This is a genomic window from Pseudoalteromonas sp. DL-6 (assembly GCF_004328665.1).
In the GTDB taxonomy this organism is placed as follows: Bacteria; Pseudomonadota; Gammaproteobacteria; order Enterobacterales; family Alteromonadaceae; genus Pseudoalteromonas.
This window is the reverse complement of sequence record NZ_CP019770.1, coordinates 2,040,226-2,058,528: the sequence shown is the minus strand read 5'-3', so window position 1 is coordinate 2,058,528 and position 18,303 is coordinate 2,040,226. Positions and strand designations below refer to the sequence as shown.

General features: G+C 40.5%; 17 protein-coding genes. 14 read left to right on the top strand and 3 right to left on the bottom strand.

What is annotated here, in order from left to right; all coding sequences use genetic code 11:
* Positions 1 to 58: 58 nt before the first annotated feature.
* Positions 59 to 916, bottom strand: a complete 858-nt coding sequence (ispE, locus tag B1F84_RS09535) for a 4-(cytidine 5'-diphospho)-2-C-methyl-D-erythritol kinase (RefSeq protein WP_131691275.1) — start codon at positions 914 to 916, stop codon at positions 59 to 61.
* Positions 917 to 918: 2 nt separating this feature from the next.
* Positions 919 to 1,506 carry a lipoprotein insertase outer membrane protein LolB gene (lolB, locus tag B1F84_RS09530; RefSeq protein ID WP_131691274.1) on the bottom strand — a complete coding sequence of 196 codons (588 nt, stop codon included), beginning with the start codon at positions 1,504 to 1,506 and terminating at the stop codon, positions 919 to 921.
* Positions 1,507 to 1,589: 83 nt separating this feature from the next.
* On the opposite strand from lolB, the gene hemA reads away from it, so the two are divergent.
* From hemA to rlmM, 12 genes are all read left to right on the top strand, one after another.
* Positions 1,590 to 2,846: a glutamyl-tRNA reductase gene (gene hemA / locus B1F84_RS09525; RefSeq protein WP_175611419.1), complete on the top strand. Its 1,257-nt coding sequence runs from the start codon at positions 1,590 to 1,592 to the stop codon at positions 2,844 to 2,846.
* A 7-nt stretch (positions 2,847 to 2,853) separates the two neighbouring features.
* A complete protein-coding gene (gene prfA / locus B1F84_RS09520; RefSeq protein ID WP_008115176.1) occupies positions 2,854 to 3,939 on the top strand; it encodes a peptide chain release factor 1 in 1,086 nt (361 codons plus the stop codon).
* Between the two features lie 2 nt (positions 3,940 to 3,941).
* The gene (prmC, locus tag B1F84_RS09515) at positions 3,942 to 4,781 is read left to right on the top strand and encodes a peptide chain release factor N(5)-glutamine methyltransferase (protein ID WP_131691273.1); all 840 of its coding nucleotides are present in this window, start codon (positions 3,942 to 3,944) and stop codon (positions 4,779 to 4,781) included.
* Between the two features lie 55 nt (positions 4,782 to 4,836).
* Positions 4,837 to 6,390 (top strand): DUF3369 domain-containing protein, encoded by a 1,554-nt coding sequence (locus B1F84_RS09510; RefSeq protein WP_131691921.1) that lies wholly within the window; start codon positions 4,837 to 4,839, stop codon positions 6,388 to 6,390.
* An 18-nt stretch (positions 6,391 to 6,408) separates the two neighbouring features.
* Complete coding sequence (locus B1F84_RS09505) at positions 6,409 to 6,783, top strand: SirB2 family protein (RefSeq protein ID WP_131691272.1); 375 nt, start codon at positions 6,409 to 6,411, stop codon at positions 6,781 to 6,783.
* 129 nt (positions 6,784 to 6,912) lie between these two features.
* On the top strand, positions 6,913 to 7,740 hold the full coding sequence (locus B1F84_RS09500; RefSeq protein WP_008115182.1) for a tetratricopeptide repeat protein: 828 nt from the start codon (positions 6,913 to 6,915) through the stop codon (positions 7,738 to 7,740).
* A gap of 20 nt (positions 7,741 to 7,760) precedes the next feature.
* On the top strand, positions 7,761 to 9,014 hold the full coding sequence (locus tag B1F84_RS17975) for a DUF819 family protein (RefSeq protein WP_205988818.1): 1,254 nt from the start codon (positions 7,761 to 7,763) through the stop codon (positions 9,012 to 9,014).
* Between the two features lie 9 nt (positions 9,015 to 9,023).
* Positions 9,024 to 9,878, top strand: a complete 855-nt coding sequence (gene kdsA, locus B1F84_RS17970; RefSeq protein ID WP_008115184.1) for a 3-deoxy-8-phosphooctulonate synthase — start codon at positions 9,024 to 9,026, stop codon at positions 9,876 to 9,878.
* Between the two features lie 119 nt (positions 9,879 to 9,997).
* Entirely contained in the window at positions 9,998 to 10,894 is an 897-nt protein-coding gene (locus B1F84_RS09490) for a transcriptional regulator GcvA (RefSeq protein ID WP_008115185.1), read from the top strand.
* Complete coding sequence (locus tag B1F84_RS09485; RefSeq protein WP_131691271.1) at positions 10,894 to 11,550, top strand: alpha/beta family hydrolase; 657 nt, start codon at positions 10,894 to 10,896, stop codon at positions 11,548 to 11,550. Before B1F84_RS09490 ends, B1F84_RS09485 begins: the two co-directional genes overlap by 1 nt.
* Complete coding sequence (locus B1F84_RS09480; RefSeq protein ID WP_008115187.1) at positions 11,543 to 11,911, top strand: DUF423 domain-containing protein; 369 nt, start codon at positions 11,543 to 11,545, stop codon at positions 11,909 to 11,911. Before B1F84_RS09485 ends, B1F84_RS09480 begins: the two co-directional genes overlap by 8 nt.
* A gap of 17 nt (positions 11,912 to 11,928) precedes the next feature.
* The gene (gene rlmM / locus B1F84_RS09475; RefSeq protein WP_131691270.1) at positions 11,929 to 13,014 is read left to right on the top strand and encodes a 23S rRNA (cytidine(2498)-2'-O)-methyltransferase RlmM; all 1,086 of its coding nucleotides are present in this window, start codon (positions 11,929 to 11,931) and stop codon (positions 13,012 to 13,014) included.
* 43 nt (positions 13,015 to 13,057) lie between these two features.
* Here the strand turns inward: rlmM and cysZ are convergent, their stop codons facing one another.
* Positions 13,058 to 13,786, bottom strand: a complete 729-nt coding sequence (gene cysZ / locus B1F84_RS09470) for a sulfate transporter CysZ (protein ID WP_010388371.1) — start codon at positions 13,784 to 13,786, stop codon at positions 13,058 to 13,060.
* 299 nt (positions 13,787 to 14,085) lie between these two features.
* Here cysZ and B1F84_RS09465 point away from each other — a divergent pair, with 299 nt between their 5' ends.
* Both B1F84_RS09465 and B1F84_RS09460 read left to right on the top strand, forming a co-directional pair.
* On the top strand, positions 14,086 to 16,332 hold the full coding sequence (locus tag B1F84_RS09465; RefSeq protein WP_131691269.1) for an EAL domain-containing protein: 2,247 nt from the start codon (positions 14,086 to 14,088) through the stop codon (positions 16,330 to 16,332).
* Positions 16,333 to 16,736: 404 nt separating this feature from the next.
* Positions 16,737 to 18,296: a BCCT family transporter gene (locus B1F84_RS09460; protein ID WP_008115194.1), complete on the top strand. Its 1,560-nt coding sequence runs from the start codon at positions 16,737 to 16,739 to the stop codon at positions 18,294 to 18,296.
* Positions 18,297 to 18,303: the final 7 nt, after the last annotated feature.

Genomic DNA, 18,303 nt, shown 5'->3' with positions numbered 1-18,303 from the left:
GGACTAACTTACATTGAATGAACAAAGTAGGTTAACTTGTGATTACTTGTACGTTACTTCATTTATCAATGATGGCGGCTAACTCCGTGTGAGCAGGAGAAGTATTAACGCTTGAAGCGATAAACCCCTGCCAAGTATGGGGGAGGTTAGCAAGTACATCTTGTGCTTGAACTTGACTAGCAAATTCAACAAAACAACATGAACCTGTTCCGGTCATCTTTGATGGGGCGTATTTTAGCAACCACTGCAGGGTTTTTTCAACCTCGGGACACAGCTTTTTCACTAAAGGCTCACAATCGTTAGTTAAAACCTGTTGTTGCCAGTCACCTAAAAGTTTCGGCGTGTCACGTTTTAAATCCGGGTGAGTAAATATTTTTGCAGTGCTGACATGCTGGTTTGGAAAAACAACGCAGTACCATTTTTGTGGCAATTTAACATACTCTAATTGCTCGCCAATGCCATGTGCTATGGCACTTTTACCTTTAATGAATACAGGTACGTCTGCACCGAGCTTCAAGCCTAAATCTGCAAGTTCATCTAGTGTAAGAGCGGTATTCCACAGTGTATTAAGCGCTAAAAGTGTTGACGCGGCATCGGATGAACCACCACCAACACCTCCGCCCATAGGCAAACGTTTAGTTAAATTTATTTTTGCACCTACATTCACTTTACACTGAGTTTGCAATAATAAAGCTGCTTTATAAATTAAGTTGTCAGTTAGTGCAATGCCATGAGTGTCACCGCTAATACTAATATTTTTATCATTAGTAAGCGTAAAATGGAGCTCGTCGCCATAGTTTAAAAATGTAAACAGGGTTTCTAATTCATGATAGCCATCATCACGGCGACCATTAATATGTAAAAATAAATTTAGCTTAGCTGGGGCAATCAGCGAAAATTCACAGAGAGTATTCATAATTAGTTAAACTGCCAATCGTAGAGTTTGATTTTAATTTTAATCTTTTGATGGGTTAAGGTTAAGGCGTTTGGCAACCAAAAACCGTGTTTTTGCACATAACTGGTGTAGTTTATTTGCCATTTTTTACCATCGCCATCAAACCATAACACGCTTCTAGCACGGCCTAACTGGTCAACGTCTAAGGTTTGATCGTCAATAGTCGCTTTTAACCACTGACCGGCGTTATTAACCGGCAAAGTAAACCCTGTTAAGCGCTGTAAAAGTTTACTCGCATTCGTATCAAAAAACTGTTGTTCATCAAATATTAATTCAGCGCCCACTGCGGTTTGTTTGAGCGATAAAATCCGGGTGCCAATAAATGTGGTTAACACTAAATGATTGCTATTTTGTGTTTGTTGCCAATTTAAGTTGGCAGATTGACGTTCATCAGGGCTAATAAACGCTAATTTACCTTCCACCTGCCAAGTTTTTTGTTCGCTAAGGCGTAACTTCCAGCCTTCGTAAGCTTTTGTATTATAGTTGTTTTTATTAGCGCAGCCCGTTAAAAAAACAAATAACAGGGTTAAAATAAAATATTGTCGAGTCAAATGTTGTTCCTTACTTTCCATATTCCTGAGATTTTTGATAAAATTGCCGCCTATGTAGTAGGGCTCAGCAATATTTGGCAGATATGACCATAATAGCACTTGGTATTAATCACAAAACCGCATCCGTAGATTTACGAGAAAAAGTGGCCTTTTCGCCTGAGCAAATTTCAGAGGCGCTACAACAATTAAGTGGCCATGCCGACTTTAATGAGGCGGTTATTGTCTCTACCTGTAATCGCACTGAGGTGTATTGTAGCCTTGCGCAGCAAAATTCCCAAACATTGTTGCAATGGTTAGCCAGTTTCCATGGTTTAGATGAACATGAACTGAGTAAAAACATTTATTGTTATGAAGACGGCGCAGCAATAAATCATTTAATGCGTGTAGCTTGTGGGCTTGACTCATTAGTATTAGGCGAGCCACAGATTTTAGGGCAAATAAAGCAAGCGTATAATAGTGCAAAAACCCACGATGCGGTGGGCGTTACTTTTGATCGTTTGTTTCAAAAAACCTTTTCAGTGGCAAAAGAAGTACGCACCGAAACCAATATTGGCGCGAGTGCGGTATCGGTCGCATTTGCTGCGGTTAATCTTGCAAAGCACATTTACGGCAAGTTAGACAAAACCAAGGTGCTATTAATTGGTGCCGGTGAAACCATTGAGCTGGTAGCAAAACATCTATACCAAAATGAACCGCAAAAAATAACCGTAGCTAATAGAACAATTGAACGCGCTCGCGGCTTAGCTGATGAAGTATCAGCAGATGTTATTGCTTTGGCACAATTACCTGAACGATTACACCAAGCCGATATTGTTATTAGCTCCACTGCCAGTACTTTGCCTATTATTGGTAAAGGGGTAGTAGAACAAGCACTAAAACAACGCCGTTATAAGCCAATGTTATTTATAGATATTGCTGTGCCGCGCGACATTGAGAGTCAAGTAGGTGAGCTTGACGACGCTTACTTATATTCGGTTGATGACTTACAAACGATTGTTAGCGAAAACATGGCAGCGCGTGAGCAAGCGGCAGAGCAAGCACAAATTATTATTAGTGAGCGCACCAAAGAGTTTTTTATGTGGCTGCGTTCACTAGATTCAGTGGATTTAATTCGCCACTACCGTAATGATGTACAAACAACAAAAGCAGAGCTTGTAGATAGGGCGATTAGCCAGCTAAATACAGGTAAAAATGCTGAAAAAGTAATATTAGAGCTAGCCAATAAATTAACCAATCGCTTAATGCACGCGCCTACCCGTGCCATCCAAGATGCAGCGAAAAAAGGTGAAGTGGCTCAGTTAAATCAATTGAAAAAAATGTTAGGTATAGATCAGGAATAACAGTTAAATGAAAGAGTCCGTTTATCGTAAATTAGAAACCTTAGTTGAGCGCTATGAAGAAGTACAAGCGCTGCTAAGTGACCCATCGGTCATTAGTGATCAAAACCGCTTTCGTACTCTTTCAAAAGAATACTCTGAGCTTGAAGAAGTGGTAAAAACATTTTTAGCGTACCAGCAAGCGCAAGAAGATTTGAGCAGTGCTGAAGAAATGCTTAAAGATTCAGACCCTGAAATGCGTGAAATGGCACAAGAAGAATATAAAGAAGCAAAAGCACAGATTTCGACTTTAGAAGACGATATTCAAGTTCTGATGCTGCCTAAAGATCCGAAAGACAATAACAATGTGTTTTTAGAGGTTCGTGCTGGAACGGGTGGCGATGAAGCGGCTATTTTTGCTGGTGACTTATTCAGAATGTACAGCCGTTACGCAGAAACAAAAAAGTGGAAAGTAGAAGTTGTCACCACCAACGAAGGTGAACACGGTGGGTATAAAGAAGTAATTGCTAACATCAGCGGTGAAGGTGTTTACGGGCAATTAAAGTTTGAATCAGGCGTGCACCGTGTGCAACGTGTCCCTGAAACTGAGTCTCAGGGCCGTGTACATACCTCTGCATGTACTGTAGCCGTTATGGCTGAAGTACCAGAAGCAGAAGCCATCGAAATCAATACTGCTGATATTAAAGTTGATACCTTTAGAGCATCGGGCGCGGGTGGTCAGCACGTTAATAAAACCGACTCTGCCATTCGTATTACCCATTTACCTACGGGTGTAGTGGTTGAGTGTCAAGATGAGCGCTCTCAGCATAAAAACCGTGCTAAAGCGATGTCGGTATTGGCTGCACGCCTTCAGCAAGCTGAAGATGAAAAGCGTCATGCTGCTGAAGCATCAGAGCGTCGTAACTTAGTGGGCAGCGGCGATCGTTCTGAGCGTATTCGTACCTACAATTATCCACAAGGTCGTATTACCGATCACCGTATTAACCTAACACTTTATCGTCTTAATGAAGTGGTAGCGGGTGACTTAGGTGCCGTTGTTGAGCCACTAATGCAAGAGCATCAAGCCGACTTACTTGCAGCAATGGGCGACGATTAATCGTGAACCCCACTGTTGAAAACGCTATTGCTACAGGTGCTAATTTATTAGCATCAAGTAGTGATAGCGCAAAGTTAGATGCGCAGGTATTACTGCTCAATATTTTACAAAAACCACGAAGTTATTTATTTACTTGGCCTGAAAAACAGCTCACAGGTCAGCAGTATCAGGCATTTCAACATGCTTGTGAACGTCGCTTACAAGGCGAACCCGTTTCGCACATTACTGGGTGCCGTGAATTTTGGAGTTTGCAACTTGAAGTGAACCCAACAACACTCATCCCTCGACCTGATACGGAAACCTTAGTTGAGCTTGCGCTTGAATGCGAAGTGCCTAAAAACGCGAAAGTACTTGATTTAGGCACGGGCACCGGGGCAATAGCACTGGCGCTAGGGAGTGAAATGCCTACTTGGGATATTACAGCTGTTGATCGTATTGATGACGCGGTGGCGTTGGCCAAGCGCAACCAACAACGTTTAGCGATAAATAATGTCACTGTTGAGCAAAGTAACTGGTTTAGTGCGTTAAAAAACAAAAAATTTGATCTAATTGTAACCAATCCACCCTATATAGAACATGACGATGTACACTTATATCAAGGCGACGTGCGCTTTGAACCTTTGTCTGCATTAGTTGCTGATGATGCAGGAATGGCTGATATTAAACAAATAATTACACAATCACGTGACTATTTACACGCAAGTGGCTATCTTTTAATTGAACACGGATTTGAGCAAAGTGCAGCTGTTCGTCATATTTTCAATCAAATGGCGTTTATAAATGTAAGCACAGTGAAAGATCTTGGTAATAACGACCGCGTAACGTTCGGACAATGGCCCTAAATAATTTAAAATAGCTCCGTTGTTTGTTTGCATATGGTTTAAGGAATTCTATGTGATGGAAGATTTTTTATTTTCAAATGAACAACCACCTGAAGTAGCAAGTGAAGAGCAAGGGACATGGAAAGTTTTAATAGTTGATGATGAGCCAGAGGTTCATGCTGTAACCCGTTTAGCGTTAAGTGACTTTAAATTTCAAGATAAACGCTTGGAATTTATTAGCGCTTACTCAGGTGCAGAGGCAAAAAAGTTAATTGATGATCATCCTGATGCAGCCATCATCCTACTTGATGTTGTAATGGAAACAGACGACGCCGGTTTGCAAGTCGCGAAGTACATACGCGATACCGTTAAAAATAATTACATTCGTATCATTTTACGTACTGGGCAACCGGGGCAAGCGCCTGAACGCCAAGTTATTGTGAATTACGACATAAATGACTACAAATCAAAAACAGAACTCACCGCACAAAAACTATTCACCGTGATGATGGCTAGTCTTCGCTCGTATCGAGATATTATTTCTATTGAGCAGTCACGTGAGGGGCTAGAAAAAATAATTACCGCCTCTCGCAATATTTTTGCCACTCATTCAATGGATAACTTTATTGAGGGGGTGATGCAGCAGCTAACGTCCTTACTTAACGTGGCCGACGAAGCTATGTACGCCACCACCTTAGTTGCGCAAAATCCGTCAGAGGAATTAAATAAAAAACTGATTGTTTGCTCTGGCACTGGTGATTTTGCGAAGCGCGAAGGGGAAGAGCTCGAAACAGTACTGGCAGAAGATCAATTGCAAGCGTGCCAAGAAGCCCTAGCCAACAAAGCAATTGTTTACAGAGATGACTATTTGTTTGCCTACTGCAGTAGTAAGTTTAATCATAATTCGATGTTATTTGTATCCGGTGTGCCATCGAAACTGACAGATACGCAACGAAATTTAATTGAAATTTTTTCTCAAAATGTGCAGTTGGCATTTGAAAATGTACAATTACATACTGAAGTTGAAGCCACCCAACAAGAACTTGTTTATCGTTTAAGTGAAGCGGTTGAACAGCGCTCATGTGAAACGGGTAATCACGTAAAGCGGGTTGCTTATATTTGTTATGAGTTGGCATTAGGGTATGGATTATCTGAAGAGCAAGCGAATTTAATTCGTTTTGCATCGCCTTTACATGATGTGGGAAAAATAGGTATTCCAGATGCTATTTTAAATAAGCCTGGTAAGTTAAATAGCGATGAATGGGAAATTATGAAAACCCACGCAGGCAAAGGCTACGCCATTTTAAAAGATTCACCGCGTAAAATAGTCAGTGCAGGGGCGTTAATTGCACAGCAACATCACGAAAAGTGGGATGGTTCTGGTTACCCTTGCGGCTTAAAAGGCGAGCGTATCGATATTTTTGCTCGCATAGTGGCATTGGCAGATGTGTATGATGCACTGCGCCATAAACGTTGTTATAAAAGTGCGTGGACGCTTGAAGAAGCGGTTGCGGAGATCAATGCAAATAAAGGCACGCATTTTGATCCTAAACTTGTTGATGTATTCAATGATAGACTTGAAGAGCTTGAGGCGGTACTTTTACGCTTCCCTGATAAAACACATAACTAAACAGAAGTAACAATACACATGGATTATTTAGCATTAAAACATACGCACATGGCAATTGCGCTAGTGAGTATTATTTTATTTTACGTACGTTCTTTTTCTCGCATGGGCAGTGGTAGCCTTGCTAAAAATAAAGTGGTTTTTATTGGTAGCCACAGTATAGACACTTTACTAATCATCTCGGCTATTACTTTAATGGCCATGGCTAAAATAAATCCATTAGAGCAACTTTGGTTATTAGAAAAAATTGTGCTGGTGGTTGTTTATATCGCTGTTGGGATTATTAGTGCTAAGCAAACCACGACATTACCTAAGGTCATCTTTTTAGTGTTTAACACTGCGGTTATCTTAGCTATTGGCTTTTTAGCAACTGCTAAAGCCCCGCTATTGTTATAATTAACAATATTTGTTTAAGCTTTGCACCCAAGGTGCAAAGCTTACCTCTTTAATTCATTTCTGATTATTGGTATCTAGCCTTAAAATTAGGTAAACTACGTGTTCGTTTTCTAGAATGTTGTAGTATGAATGACCACCCTCGGGTTTGATGAACACGATGAATCTTATATAGAAGATGCCTACGATGATTTTTTGCCACCGGCTATATATCGTTGTATTAAAGCAGAAGCTAAATGGGACCCTCAAATAGACTTAACACCAAGTCTTAAAATACTGACTGCGTTTGAGCAACAAATAGAGGCTATTTGTTCGCAAACACGCGATCCGCATGATCGTTTAGAACAATTACTTGATTGTTTTTACAGTCAGTGGTTATTTAGTGCGTCAAGCTTGAAAGTACCTGAGTACAAGCTAAATAGCATTAGTTACACCTTGTCTATGCGCAGTGGTACCCCCACGACCTTAGCTATTTTGTTATGCCATTTTTTACAGCACGCAAAACTTGATGCCAGTGTAAGTATAACTCAAGGCGAAGTGGGCATTCACGTCGCAATGAGCGATGATGAAGGGTATATTGTTGAGCCTAGCAGTGGTCAACAAAGCTGGTATATCATTCCTGAAAACAGCAACGAAGATAATGCACAAGAGCAAGAGCCTCTCGAGCTTATTTTTGAAGACGAAGTATATAAATTATTTTTAGCGCAACAAAAATGGTCTTTCATCAGTGAGAACAAATTTGGTCATGCGTTAACTTGCGTTGATTTGTTAATGGAAATGCTAGGGGATGATCCCTATGAGCGACGCGACAGAGGCTATTTACTAAATCAGCTCGGCTGCCCTAAAATGGCACGAGATGATTTACAATTTTTTGTTGATGAGTGTCCCGACGACCCTGCGATAGAAGTCATCCAACACCAAATCGAAGAACTTGAAGATAATCATAAAACCCACCATTAAAAATAAAAATAGGAAACGTTATGGCTGATCCCCAAACTGCGTTGATTACCAATGATGCTGTAGTGCTTGGTTTACTGGCGATTATTTTAGGCTTTATTTTTAAAACCTCGTCTAGTCAGCGTCCAGGGCTTGTAGCATTTTACAAATATGTGCCTGCACTATTGCTATGCTATTTTTTACCATCGTTATTAAATACCTTTGGTATTGTTGATGGCTCGCAGTCGAGTGTTTATTACGTTGCTTCGCGGTATTTATTACCTGCGTGTTTAATCTTATTAACCATTAGCATTGATTTAAGAGCGATTATTAATCTGGGCCCTAAAGCATTAATTATGTTCTTAACAGGAACCGCAGGCATTGTGATTGGTGGTCCATTAGCTATTTTAATCATGAGTGCCGTATACCCTGAAGCAGTGGGCGGACATGGACCTGATGCGGTCTGGCGCGGTATGACAACCATTGCGGGCAGCTGGATTGGTGGTGGCGCAAACCAAGCGTCTATGAAAGAAATGTTTGAAGTTGGCGGTGATATTTTTTCTGCGATGGTCACTGTTGATGTGATTGTGGCTAATTTATGGATGGCAGTATTATTATTAATGGCGGCTAACCATAAAGCGATTGATGCCAAAGCGGGAGCCGATACCACTGCGATTGAAGATTTAAAGCAACGTGTTGAAAAATACCATGCAGAGCATGCCCGTATGCCAACGCTGAATGATTACATGATGATTATTGCTATTGCCTTTGGTATTACAGGTCTAGCACATTTTTGTGCTGATATTTTAGGACCGTTCTTTGCCAACAATTATGCATGGGCAAAAGAATACAGCCTAAATAGTAAGTTCTTCTGGCTTATTGTTATATCTACCACTATCGGTATTAGTTTATCGTTCACTAGAGTGCGTCATATCGAAGCCTTTGGCTCGTCTAAAGTGGCATCTGCCTTTTTATATATTTTAGTGGCATCGATTGGCCTGCATATGAATGTGATGGCGATTTTTGATTCACCAATGTATTTTGTGATTGGTGCGATTTGGATGCTAACTCACGCTGGCTTAATGCTGATTGTTGCTAAACTAATTAAAGCGCCGTTATTTTATATGGCTGTTGGCTCTCAGGCCAATGTAGGGGGCGCTGCTTCAGCACCTGTTGTTGCCGCTGCGTTTCACCCATCACTGGCACCGGTAGGTGTATTATTAGCAGTACTTGGCTATGGTGTAGGTACATATATGGCGTATATTTGTGGATTAATGATGCAAGCAGTTGCACCATAAGGAATTAAAATGAACAACCAAGTTATAAATATTAATCAAATAGAACTGGCAAATAATAAACCCTTTGTTTTATTTGGTGGCATGAACGTGCTGGAATCTCGTGATTTAGCGATGCGCATAGCTGAGCATTATGTTGAAGTAACCACTAAGCTCAATATTCCTTATGTATTTAAGGCGTCATTTGATAAAGCAAATCGCTCGTCCATTAATTCTTACCGCGGTCCGGGCATGGAAGAAGGTTTAAAAATATTTGAAGAGATTAAAAACACCTTTAATATTCCTTTGATCACTGACGTGCATGAACCTCACCAAGCAGCACCAGTTGCAGAAGTTGTTGATGTTATTCAGTTACCTGCGTTTTTGGCACGTCAAACAGACTTAGTGGTCGCAATGGCTAAAACCGGCGCCATTATTAATGTTAAAAAGCCTCAGTTTTTAGCCCCGCATGAAATGCGTCATATCATTACTAAATTTAATGAAGCTGGCAACAATAATGTGGCCTTGTGTGAACGTGGTTCAAGCTTTGGTTATAACAACCTAGTGGTTGATATGCTGGGCATGGATGACATGAAAACCATGGCGCCCGTTATATTTGACGCCACTCATGCGCTACAACGTCCTGGCGGTCGAGCTGATTCAGCCGATGGTCGTCGTGCTCAAGCAGCAGAACTGGCTCGTAGTGGCATGGCACTGGGTATTGCAGGCTTATTTATTGAGGCACACCCAAATCCAAATGAAGCAAAATGTGATGGGCCTTGTGCATTAGCACTGAGTAAATTAGAAGGGTACTTATCGCAAATGAAAGCGGTTGATGATCTAATCAAAAGCTTTGCTCCGCTTGATACCAGTGCTAGCGATTTATAAGGCTTATTAACTTATTAAAAAGCGACTTAGGTCGCTTTTTTTGTGGCTTGAATATACTCTTTCCCAGCATAGGTATATAATTCACCGCATAAGAAAAACTAATTCTAAGCTTGGTTGCCATGTCAAGACGAGTTCCTCCATTAAACGCGCTAAAAGCTTTTGAAGCTGCAGCCCGTCATTTAAGCTTTACTAAAGCCGCAGAAGAGTTGTATGTGACGCAGGCTGCGGTAAGTCATCAAATTAAAACCCTCGAAGAGCACTTAGGGTTAAAGCTGTTTTTACGTAAAAATCGCTCGTTACTTCTAACCGAAGAAGGTCAAGGCTACTTTTTAGATATTAAAGAGATTTTTACTCAGCTAATTGACGCAACCGAAAAGCTACTAGCCCGTGGTGCAAAAGGCTCGCTAACAGTGAGTTTAACCCCGAGCTTTGCGATTCAATGGCTTATTCCTCGATTGAGCTTATTTAACGAGTTACACCCTGAAATTGATGTGCGAATTAAAGCCCAAGATCAGGACGAAAACTCGTTAACAGACGATGTTGATATTTCAATTTATTATGGTCGCGGTCATTGGAGTGGCGTACAAGCTTATAAATTGCACACTGAATACTTAGTGCCACTGTGTAGCCCATTATTGTTAAGTGGCCCTAGAGCGCTTAATCAACCAAGTGATTTAGCAAACCATACCTTGTTGCATGACACCACTCGTAAAAACTGGAAAACGTGGATGAAAACCGCGGGTGTTCGCAACGTACAAGTTAACCAAGGGCCTATTTTTAGTCATTCATCTATGGTGCTGCAAGCTGCGGTACATGGCCAAGGTGTTGCAATAGGTAATAGTGTTTTAGCAAAACCAGATATTGATGCAGGTCGATTAGTGATCCCGTTTAATCACAGTTTAGAAAGTAAAAACGCCTATTATTTGGTGATCCGTGAGTCGCAAAATGAATTAGGTAAAATTGTGTCATTTAAAGATTGGATGTTAAGCCTCGTTGAGCAGGAGCAAGAATATTAATGAGCATTGAATGGATTAAAAGCAGTCAGCAACCGGCCATTGCACAGTTTATATTTGCGCATGGTGCAGGGGCTGGCAGTGACTCTGACTTTATGCAAATCATGGCCAAACAGCTAAGTGAGTGTGGTATTGACGTTGGGCTGTTTGATTTTGAATACATGCACATTGCTAAACAAACCAATAAACGTCGCCCACCAGAGCGAGCACCCAAACTACTCAGTTATTTTGAGCATATACTTAGCCAAGCTGATGCAAATTTACCGCTATTTATAGGGGGTAAATCAATGGGCGGGCGTATGGCGTCTATGCTTGCTTGTTCGACCTCGCATGCTGTTTTAGGCGTACTTGCGTTTGGTTACCCGTTTCATCCACCGGGAAAGCCAGAAAAGCTTCGCACAGAGCACTTTGCAGATATACCGTGTCCTTTTTTAGTACTGCAAGGTGAACGAGACACCTTTGGTACTCGCGAAGAGCTTGCCACAATGGCGATGCCAAAACAGCCGCAGTATGTATGGTTAACTGATGGTGACCACTCACTAAAACCACGTAAAAAAAGTGGTATCACAGAGCAGCAAAACCTGAATGTTGCAGCAATCCAGGCCGCTAAATTTATAAAAAACACTGTTGAGAATATAAAAGAGAAAAAACATGATTAAACTATTTTTACTCGCAGGCAGCTTCTTTTGTCTATTTTCAGTGATATTGGGCGCATTTGCTGCCCATGGTTTAAAAAGCCGCTTATCAGATTATGCTATTGGTATTTTTAAAACCGCCGCTGAGTATCAAATGGTACATGGGCTGGCACTTATTGCAGTGGCAATCTTAATAAAGTGGGGTATTAATTTAAGCCTAGCGGGTGGTTTTTTTATAGCAGGTACACTGTTATTTAGTGGCAGCTTATACTTACTGGCCTTAACAGGGTTGAAGTGGCTGGGCCCAATTACCCCCTTGGGTGGGCTGTGCTTTATTATTGGTTGGATAGTTATTTTAGTGCAAGTTGCACGATTTAAGTTTTAAAGAGTTTAAGGGTTAATATGTCTAGTGTTGTGATTTACTGTCGTAGTGGTTTTGAGAACGATGCCGCTGCTGAAATAACGTTTCATGCCGCCGAGCAAGGGTTTGCTGGGTATGTAAAAGCTAAACCAAATACCGGTTATGTTATTTATGAATGTTTTGAAGCGCAGCACAGCGACGAAATAATCAAAAAAGTTGATTTTAAGAATATGGTGTTCGCACGCCAATGGTTTGCCGGTAACTTGATAGAAAATATGCCTGTAGAGGATAGAGTGGGCGCTATTGTTGATGCCGCAAAAGACTTTACTTTATGCTCTGAGCTGCGAGTAGAAACACCCGATACCAACGAGGGTAAAGAGTTACTGACTTTTTGTAAAAAAATATCAACTCCACTTAAAAAAGCACTCGAGAAACAAAACACCGTATTACGTGAACCAAAAGCAAATCGTCCAGTAATGCATGTGCTGTTTTTAGCTAATAATACTGCGTATGTGGGTCACTCTTATAGCTATAACAACTCACCTTTCTTTATGGGGATTCTGCGTTTACGTATGCCAAACGATGGCCCAAGCCGCTCAACCCTTAAGTTAGATGAAGCATTTAATGTATTTATTCCTGAGCAGCAGCGTGAGTCGCGAGTACAGGCTGGGATGCGCAGCGTTGATTTAGGTGCTTGCCCAGGCGGCTGGACTTATCAGTTAGTTCGCCGTGGTATGTTTGTTAGCGCGATAGATAATGGCCCAATGAATGAAAGTTTAATGGAAACAGGGCAAGTAAAACATTTTAGAGAAGATGGTTTTAAATACCGCCCAGAAAAAAGAAACATAACCTGGTTAGTTTGCGATATGGTAGAAAAACCAACGAAAGTAACTAACTTGATGATTGATTGGGCAGTAAACGCCTATGCAAAAGAGCTTATTTTTAATCTAAAACTACCGATGAAAAAACGCTTTGATAGTGTGTATGAATGTCTAAAAATGATTAGAGAAGAAATGGCGAAGTTCGGTATCAGCTATGAATTACAAGCTAAGCATTTGTACCATGATCGTGAAGAGATAACGGTGCACTTAAACGTAATTAAAGTACCACAAAGCTTATATAGTTAATTGATTAGCGAGTATAAAAAATGGGCCAACAGGCCCATTTTTTTTAACTACGATATTGTGGTCGGTAATGCTCAACCCATAACCGTGTAGCGCCGCACACTGCCACAGGCATCACAATTAAATTTATAAATGGGATAGCGGTTAGCAGCATCACTGCAAAGCCAAACCCGTAAGATAAGCCTTGTTTGCTTTTTAAGTCATTTTTCATTTGAGTGAAGCTAACTTTGTGGTTATCAAAAGCATAATCTTTATATTGCACCGCATACATCCAGCAGGTAAAAAGCACCCAGAGCACTTGGCCTATTACCGGTAACACCCACAATAGAATAAAAAAGCCAATAGCGCGCGGGAGGTAGTAGCAAAGCTTAGTCCATTCTCGGCCTAGCATTCGCGGCACATCTTTGACTAAATCAGCTAATCCATCGTCGTTAATTTTTTGACCAGTTAAATACAGCTCAACTTTTTCACTAAGTAAGCCATTGAAAGGGGCAGCAATAAAGTTAGTAATAACGGTAAATAACATACTGTAACTAAACAGCACCACCAGCACAGCAATCGGCCACATTAGCCATTCGAGCCAACTAAGCCATTCTGGAAGCATTGAATTTACAGCGTTAAAGCCATCACTAAGCCAGCCAAATAAAAAGAATAAGGAGCTACCAAATAATAAAATATTAATAAGTAAGGGTATAAGCACAAAGCGTTTTAGCCCTTTTTGACTAATTAACTTAAACCCGGAAAAAAAATATTCCATACCTTGTGTTATTTGCACACTAACCTCACCAATTATTTATATTTTAGCTATTATAAATAGCCTGATGATTTTAAACAGTACTTTTAAGTAACAAAGTATTTAATAAAGGGCACTTGCATACGTCGCAATAATAAATTATTCATTTAGGAGGTATTTAAATCCTTCATAAGTGCCTAGGCTCGCGCAATAGACTAAATTACAATGGATGCTAATTTCAATATTATGTATAGTCGAGCTAATATAATAATTTATTATAAACAGCACTTTATAAGAATATAGCGGCGCATTTAGCGTAAGTGATTGTTGAGGAATATAATTTGATTGAAATAATGAGAGTCAGAAAGCTGCTTTCTCAGCAACAAAGTATATTATCTAAAATAGCCTTGGGCGCACCACTTGATGAGGTGCTTGAAAATATTTGCTTGTCTATTGAGGAGCTGATTGAAGACGCTTCTGCAAAGTGCTCTATATTAACGCTCAAAGGTGAGCAGCTATTCCATAGTGCAGCCCCTAATATTGCAAAGGGTTACTGTGACGCCATTAATGGCGTGCATATAGGCCCCAGCGTTGGCTCATGCGGTACTGCAGCGTATGAAAAAAAGCGAATTATTGCCTCAGATATTGCAACATCACCCTTATGGGAAAATTATAAAGCGTTGGCATTGAATTTTGATTTAAGGTCGTGCTGGTCAACCCCTATTATTTCAACACAATCAGATATATTAGGCACCTTTGCAATTTATCATGACAGTGCCAAGTCACCAACACCACAAGACTTAGAATTAATAGACTTTTTTGTTGATTTCACCAGTATTGCTTTAGAAAAGCACACCGAATCACTGAAATCAGAAGCATTGCTTGCAGAGTTACAGCAAAGTAATGAAAAGTTTAAAGCCTTTACAAAAGTACTTCCCGATCTAACTCTTATTTTGAGTGAAGAGGGCGAGTATACCAACGTCTACGGCACTGCTAATGAAAGCTTATATTTAAGCCAAGAGTACGTTATTAACCAAAATGTTAGAGACATTATGCCGCCCGAGGATGCCAGCCCTATTATGGCGGTAATTGACAAGACTCTACAGACCAATGAAGTCCAAGTGTTTGAGTATCAGCTAAATATAAAAGGTAAGCAGCTTACATTTGAGGGGCGAACAGCTCCGCTTGAAAGTTATCAACCTAATAATCCTTCGCAGCGACATGTGGTATGGATGGCCAGAGATATCTCTACTCGTAAAGCTGTAGAAGAAGAAGTGCAACGGTTAGCATTTTTTGACCCGCTTACAAACCTACCAAATAGAAGGTTGCTGAATGATAGACTAAGCATGTATGTGGAGCGAATTAAGCAATCTGACCATACCGGTGCACTCTTATTCTTAGATTTAGATAACTTTAAACGTATAAACGACTCATTAGGGCACAATGCCGGTGATGAAATACTGGTTGAGCTTTCACAGCGACTAACTGGTGTTTTAGGCCCAACAGATACCCTTGCCCGCGTTGGCGGTGATGAATTTATTATACTCATTGAGAATGTAGGAGATAGCCATAAGCAAGCGAGTCTTGAGTCAGAATTAATGGCTAAAGTGGTACAAAGCGTTTTTTACGACAAGTTTGAGGTAGGGGATTTAGCGTTTCAGGTAAGCTGCAGTATAGGTATATGTTTAATTAATAACGCCAATGCCATTAGCGAAAATATTTTAAAATTTGCAGATACCGCTATGTATCGCTCTAAAATGAAGGGCGGTAATAGTAGTAGTTTTTACGATCCTGCATTGCAAACCTTACTGGAAAATCAAACTGAGCTTGAAACAGATATAGTAAGAGCGATTGCATGTGATGAATTTTGTGCTTACTTTCAGCCTCAATTATCAATTGACGGCAGTATTATTGGTGCAGAAGCACTCATACGATGGAATCACCCAACCAAAGGACTAATCTCTCCTAATTCGTTTATTCCGATTGCTGAGCAATTTGGCTTAATTCAAAAGTTACAAAACATTGTATTGCGCGATATTTGTATTTTACTGGAAACGCTTCGTGTTCATAAAGTACTGAAAAACCAATTTAATGTGTCTATTAACATTAGCCAATGTCAGTTTAATTCTTCTACTTTAAAAGGAGAGTTGTTCAAAGCGATTGAGACATATGATGTATCACCCTCACAAATTAAATTAGAGATCACTGAGTCAATGTTAGCGGGTGATTTAATGAGTACGGTAAAGCAAATGGAAGAACTAAAATCGCAGGGGTTTGTGTTTTCGATTGATGACTTTGGTACTGGTTATTCGTGTTTAAAACACTTGAGTGTTTTTCCGATAGATGAACTAAAAATAGATAAAAGTTTTATCGATAAAGTGCTAGATAACGCATCTGGGCAAAGCATTGTGCAGTCTATTATTGGTTTAGGTCATAGTTTAGATATTAACATTGTAGCCGAAGGGGTCGAAAGTACTGAGCAACTACATATATTAAAGTCTATGGGTGTAAACGCGGTGCAAGGTTATTTATTTGCGAGGCCATTAACACACAGTAACTATTTAACATGGCATAAACAGCATCAATAATCTCGTGTTACTCACTTACTGAGGCGGCAAATTTAGTTATCCTAATCGATAAGTCGCTTTGTTTACGCTTTCATTAGGCAGTAACGTTTAGTCACTTACTGCGCTTTAGCTAAAGCAGAAATGTATATTTTTTGTTTATTTGCTACTTAGATGTAATTTATTGTTTATTATTGTGTAACTATTGCACAAATCATTGCTGCGGCATTGGTTTAGCGTTTTTAACGCGTTAAACTAGTTAGCAATTGGCAATAAGTCTACTTGTTGTGACATTATCTAAACGTGAACACGACAAGTACTTGAAACTCGCTTTTGAGTTGCTTTGTCGTTTGTTGAAACTAGGGTTTAGAGTGGTGTCATGGTATGTCGCTATGTCGGTAACTTTAAAGAACCATTAGGAGCGATAAATGAATACCACGAAAGCAGCTTTAAAGTCGGGTGAAACACATTCTTCCCGGGTAAAGTTTCTGGAAGGGGTTGATATACCCGTTTTTTTAATCAGTGGCGGTATATTAGTTTTATTTGCCGCGCTGGCACTGTACGACATAAAACTGATGTCGGATTGGATAAACTCTGCCTTTGCCTTCTCCACCAAAATATTTGGCGCCTTTTGGCAAGTCCTGCTGTTATTAACCTTTGTAATTGGTATATTTTTGGCCGTAGGTCGCACCGGTTCAGTGGTGCTGGGTGGTTTAAAAACCCCTGAAATATCTACCTTCAAATGGATAAGTATTATTATGTGTACTTTGCTTGCTGGTGGCGGTGTATTCTGGGCCGCAGCAGAGCCAATGGCACACTTTATTTCTCCGCCTCCATTATTTGGCGGTGAAACTGGCACTAATGATGCCGCCTATAACGCCCTTGCACAAAGCTTTATGCACTGGGGGTTTTTAGCCTGGGCTATTTTAGGCAGTTTGACCGGCATTGTTTATATGCATCTTCATTACGAAAAAGGCTTACCACTTAAACCACGTACTTTGCTTTATCCCGTATTTGGCGATCGTGCTATGAAAGGGGCGCTTGGTACTATTGTTGATGCATGTTGTGTACTCGCTGTGGTTGCTGGCACTGTGGGCCCAATTGGTTTTTTAGGCTTACAGGTGAGTTTTGGCCTAGATAAATTGTTTGGTATTCCTGACACCTACACCACACAAGTGGTTATTTTATTTAGTTTAATTGGCATTTATACACTTTCAGCGGTAAGTGGGGTTACCAAAGGTATTCAGCTACTAAGCCGTTTTAATGTTGTATTAGCTGTAGTACTGATGTTGTTTATTTTACTGATGGGGCCAACTGCGTTTATTATCGACAGTTACATTCACTCCTTCGGTTTGTATTTAGATAACTTTATTCCTATGGCTACATTTCGTGCTGATAAACCATGGTTAGACTGGTGGACCGTATTCTTTTGGGGCTGGTTTTTAGGTTATGGCCCATTAATGGCTATGTTCGTTGCGCGTATATCGCGTGGCCGAACTATCCGTGAAATGATTTTACTTATTTCTGTGGTTGCCCCTGTAATCACGTGTTTTTGGTTTACTATTGTGGGTGGCTCAGGCATCTTTTTTGAGTTAAATAACCCCGGTGTTATATCAGAACCTTTCGCAGGGCTTAATTTACCAGCGGCATTGTTAGCCATTACTGAGCAGTTACCCATGGGGTTTGTTGTGTCGGTGTTATTTTTAGTACTGACCACCATTTTTGTGGCAACAACCGGTGATTCAATGACTTATTCGGTATCTATGGTAATGACGGGTACCGATCACCCACAAACGTCTATTCGGGTGTTTTGGGGGATCATGATGGGGGTGATGGCGGCGTTGCTTATTTCTATAGGCGAGGGCGGAATCTCAGCGTTGCAGTCGTTTATTGTGGTCACTGCTGTGCCTGTGTCATTTGTGTTGCTACCGTCACTTTGGACGGCACCACAAATAGTTAAAAAAATGGCAGATGAGCAAGGGCTTTAATTGCATA

Bases quoted from the DNA above. Each gene is read 5' to 3' on its own strand.
- B1F84_RS09505 (WP_131691272.1), top strand. From the start codon at position 6,409: ATGGATTATTTAGCATTAAAACATACGCACATGGCAATTGCGCTAGTG.
- B1F84_RS09500 (WP_008115182.1), top strand. From the start codon at position 6,913: ATGACCACCCTCGGGTTTGATGAACACGATGAATCTTATATAGAAGAT.
- kdsA (WP_008115184.1), top strand. From the start codon at position 9,024: ATGAACAACCAAGTTATAAATATTAATCAAATAGAACTGGCAAATAAT.
- rlmM (WP_131691270.1), top strand. From the start codon at position 11,929: ATGTCTAGTGTTGTGATTTACTGTCGTAGTGGTTTTGAGAACGATGCC.
- B1F84_RS09485 (WP_131691271.1), top strand. From the start codon at position 10,894: ATGAGCATTGAATGGATTAAAAGCAGTCAGCAACCGGCCATTGCACAG.
- ispE (WP_131691275.1), bottom strand. From the start codon at position 916: ATGAATACTCTCTGTGAATTTTCGCTGATTGCCCCAGCTAAGCTAAAT.
- B1F84_RS17975 (WP_205988818.1), top strand. From the start codon at position 7,761: ATGGCTGATCCCCAAACTGCGTTGATTACCAATGATGCTGTAGTGCTT.
- B1F84_RS09490 (WP_008115185.1), top strand. From the start codon at position 9,998: ATGTCAAGACGAGTTCCTCCATTAAACGCGCTAAAAGCTTTTGAAGCT.
- B1F84_RS09460 (WP_008115194.1), top strand. From the start codon at position 16,737: ATGAATACCACGAAAGCAGCTTTAAAGTCGGGTGAAACACATTCTTCC.
- hemA (WP_175611419.1), top strand. From the start codon at position 1,590: ATGACCATAATAGCACTTGGTATTAATCACAAAACCGCATCCGTAGAT.
- prfA (WP_008115176.1), top strand. From the start codon at position 2,854: ATGAAAGAGTCCGTTTATCGTAAATTAGAAACCTTAGTTGAGCGCTAT.
- B1F84_RS09510 (WP_131691921.1), top strand. From the start codon at position 4,837: ATGGAAGATTTTTTATTTTCAAATGAACAACCACCTGAAGTAGCAAGT.
- B1F84_RS09480 (WP_008115187.1), top strand. From the start codon at position 11,543: ATGATTAAACTATTTTTACTCGCAGGCAGCTTCTTTTGTCTATTTTCA.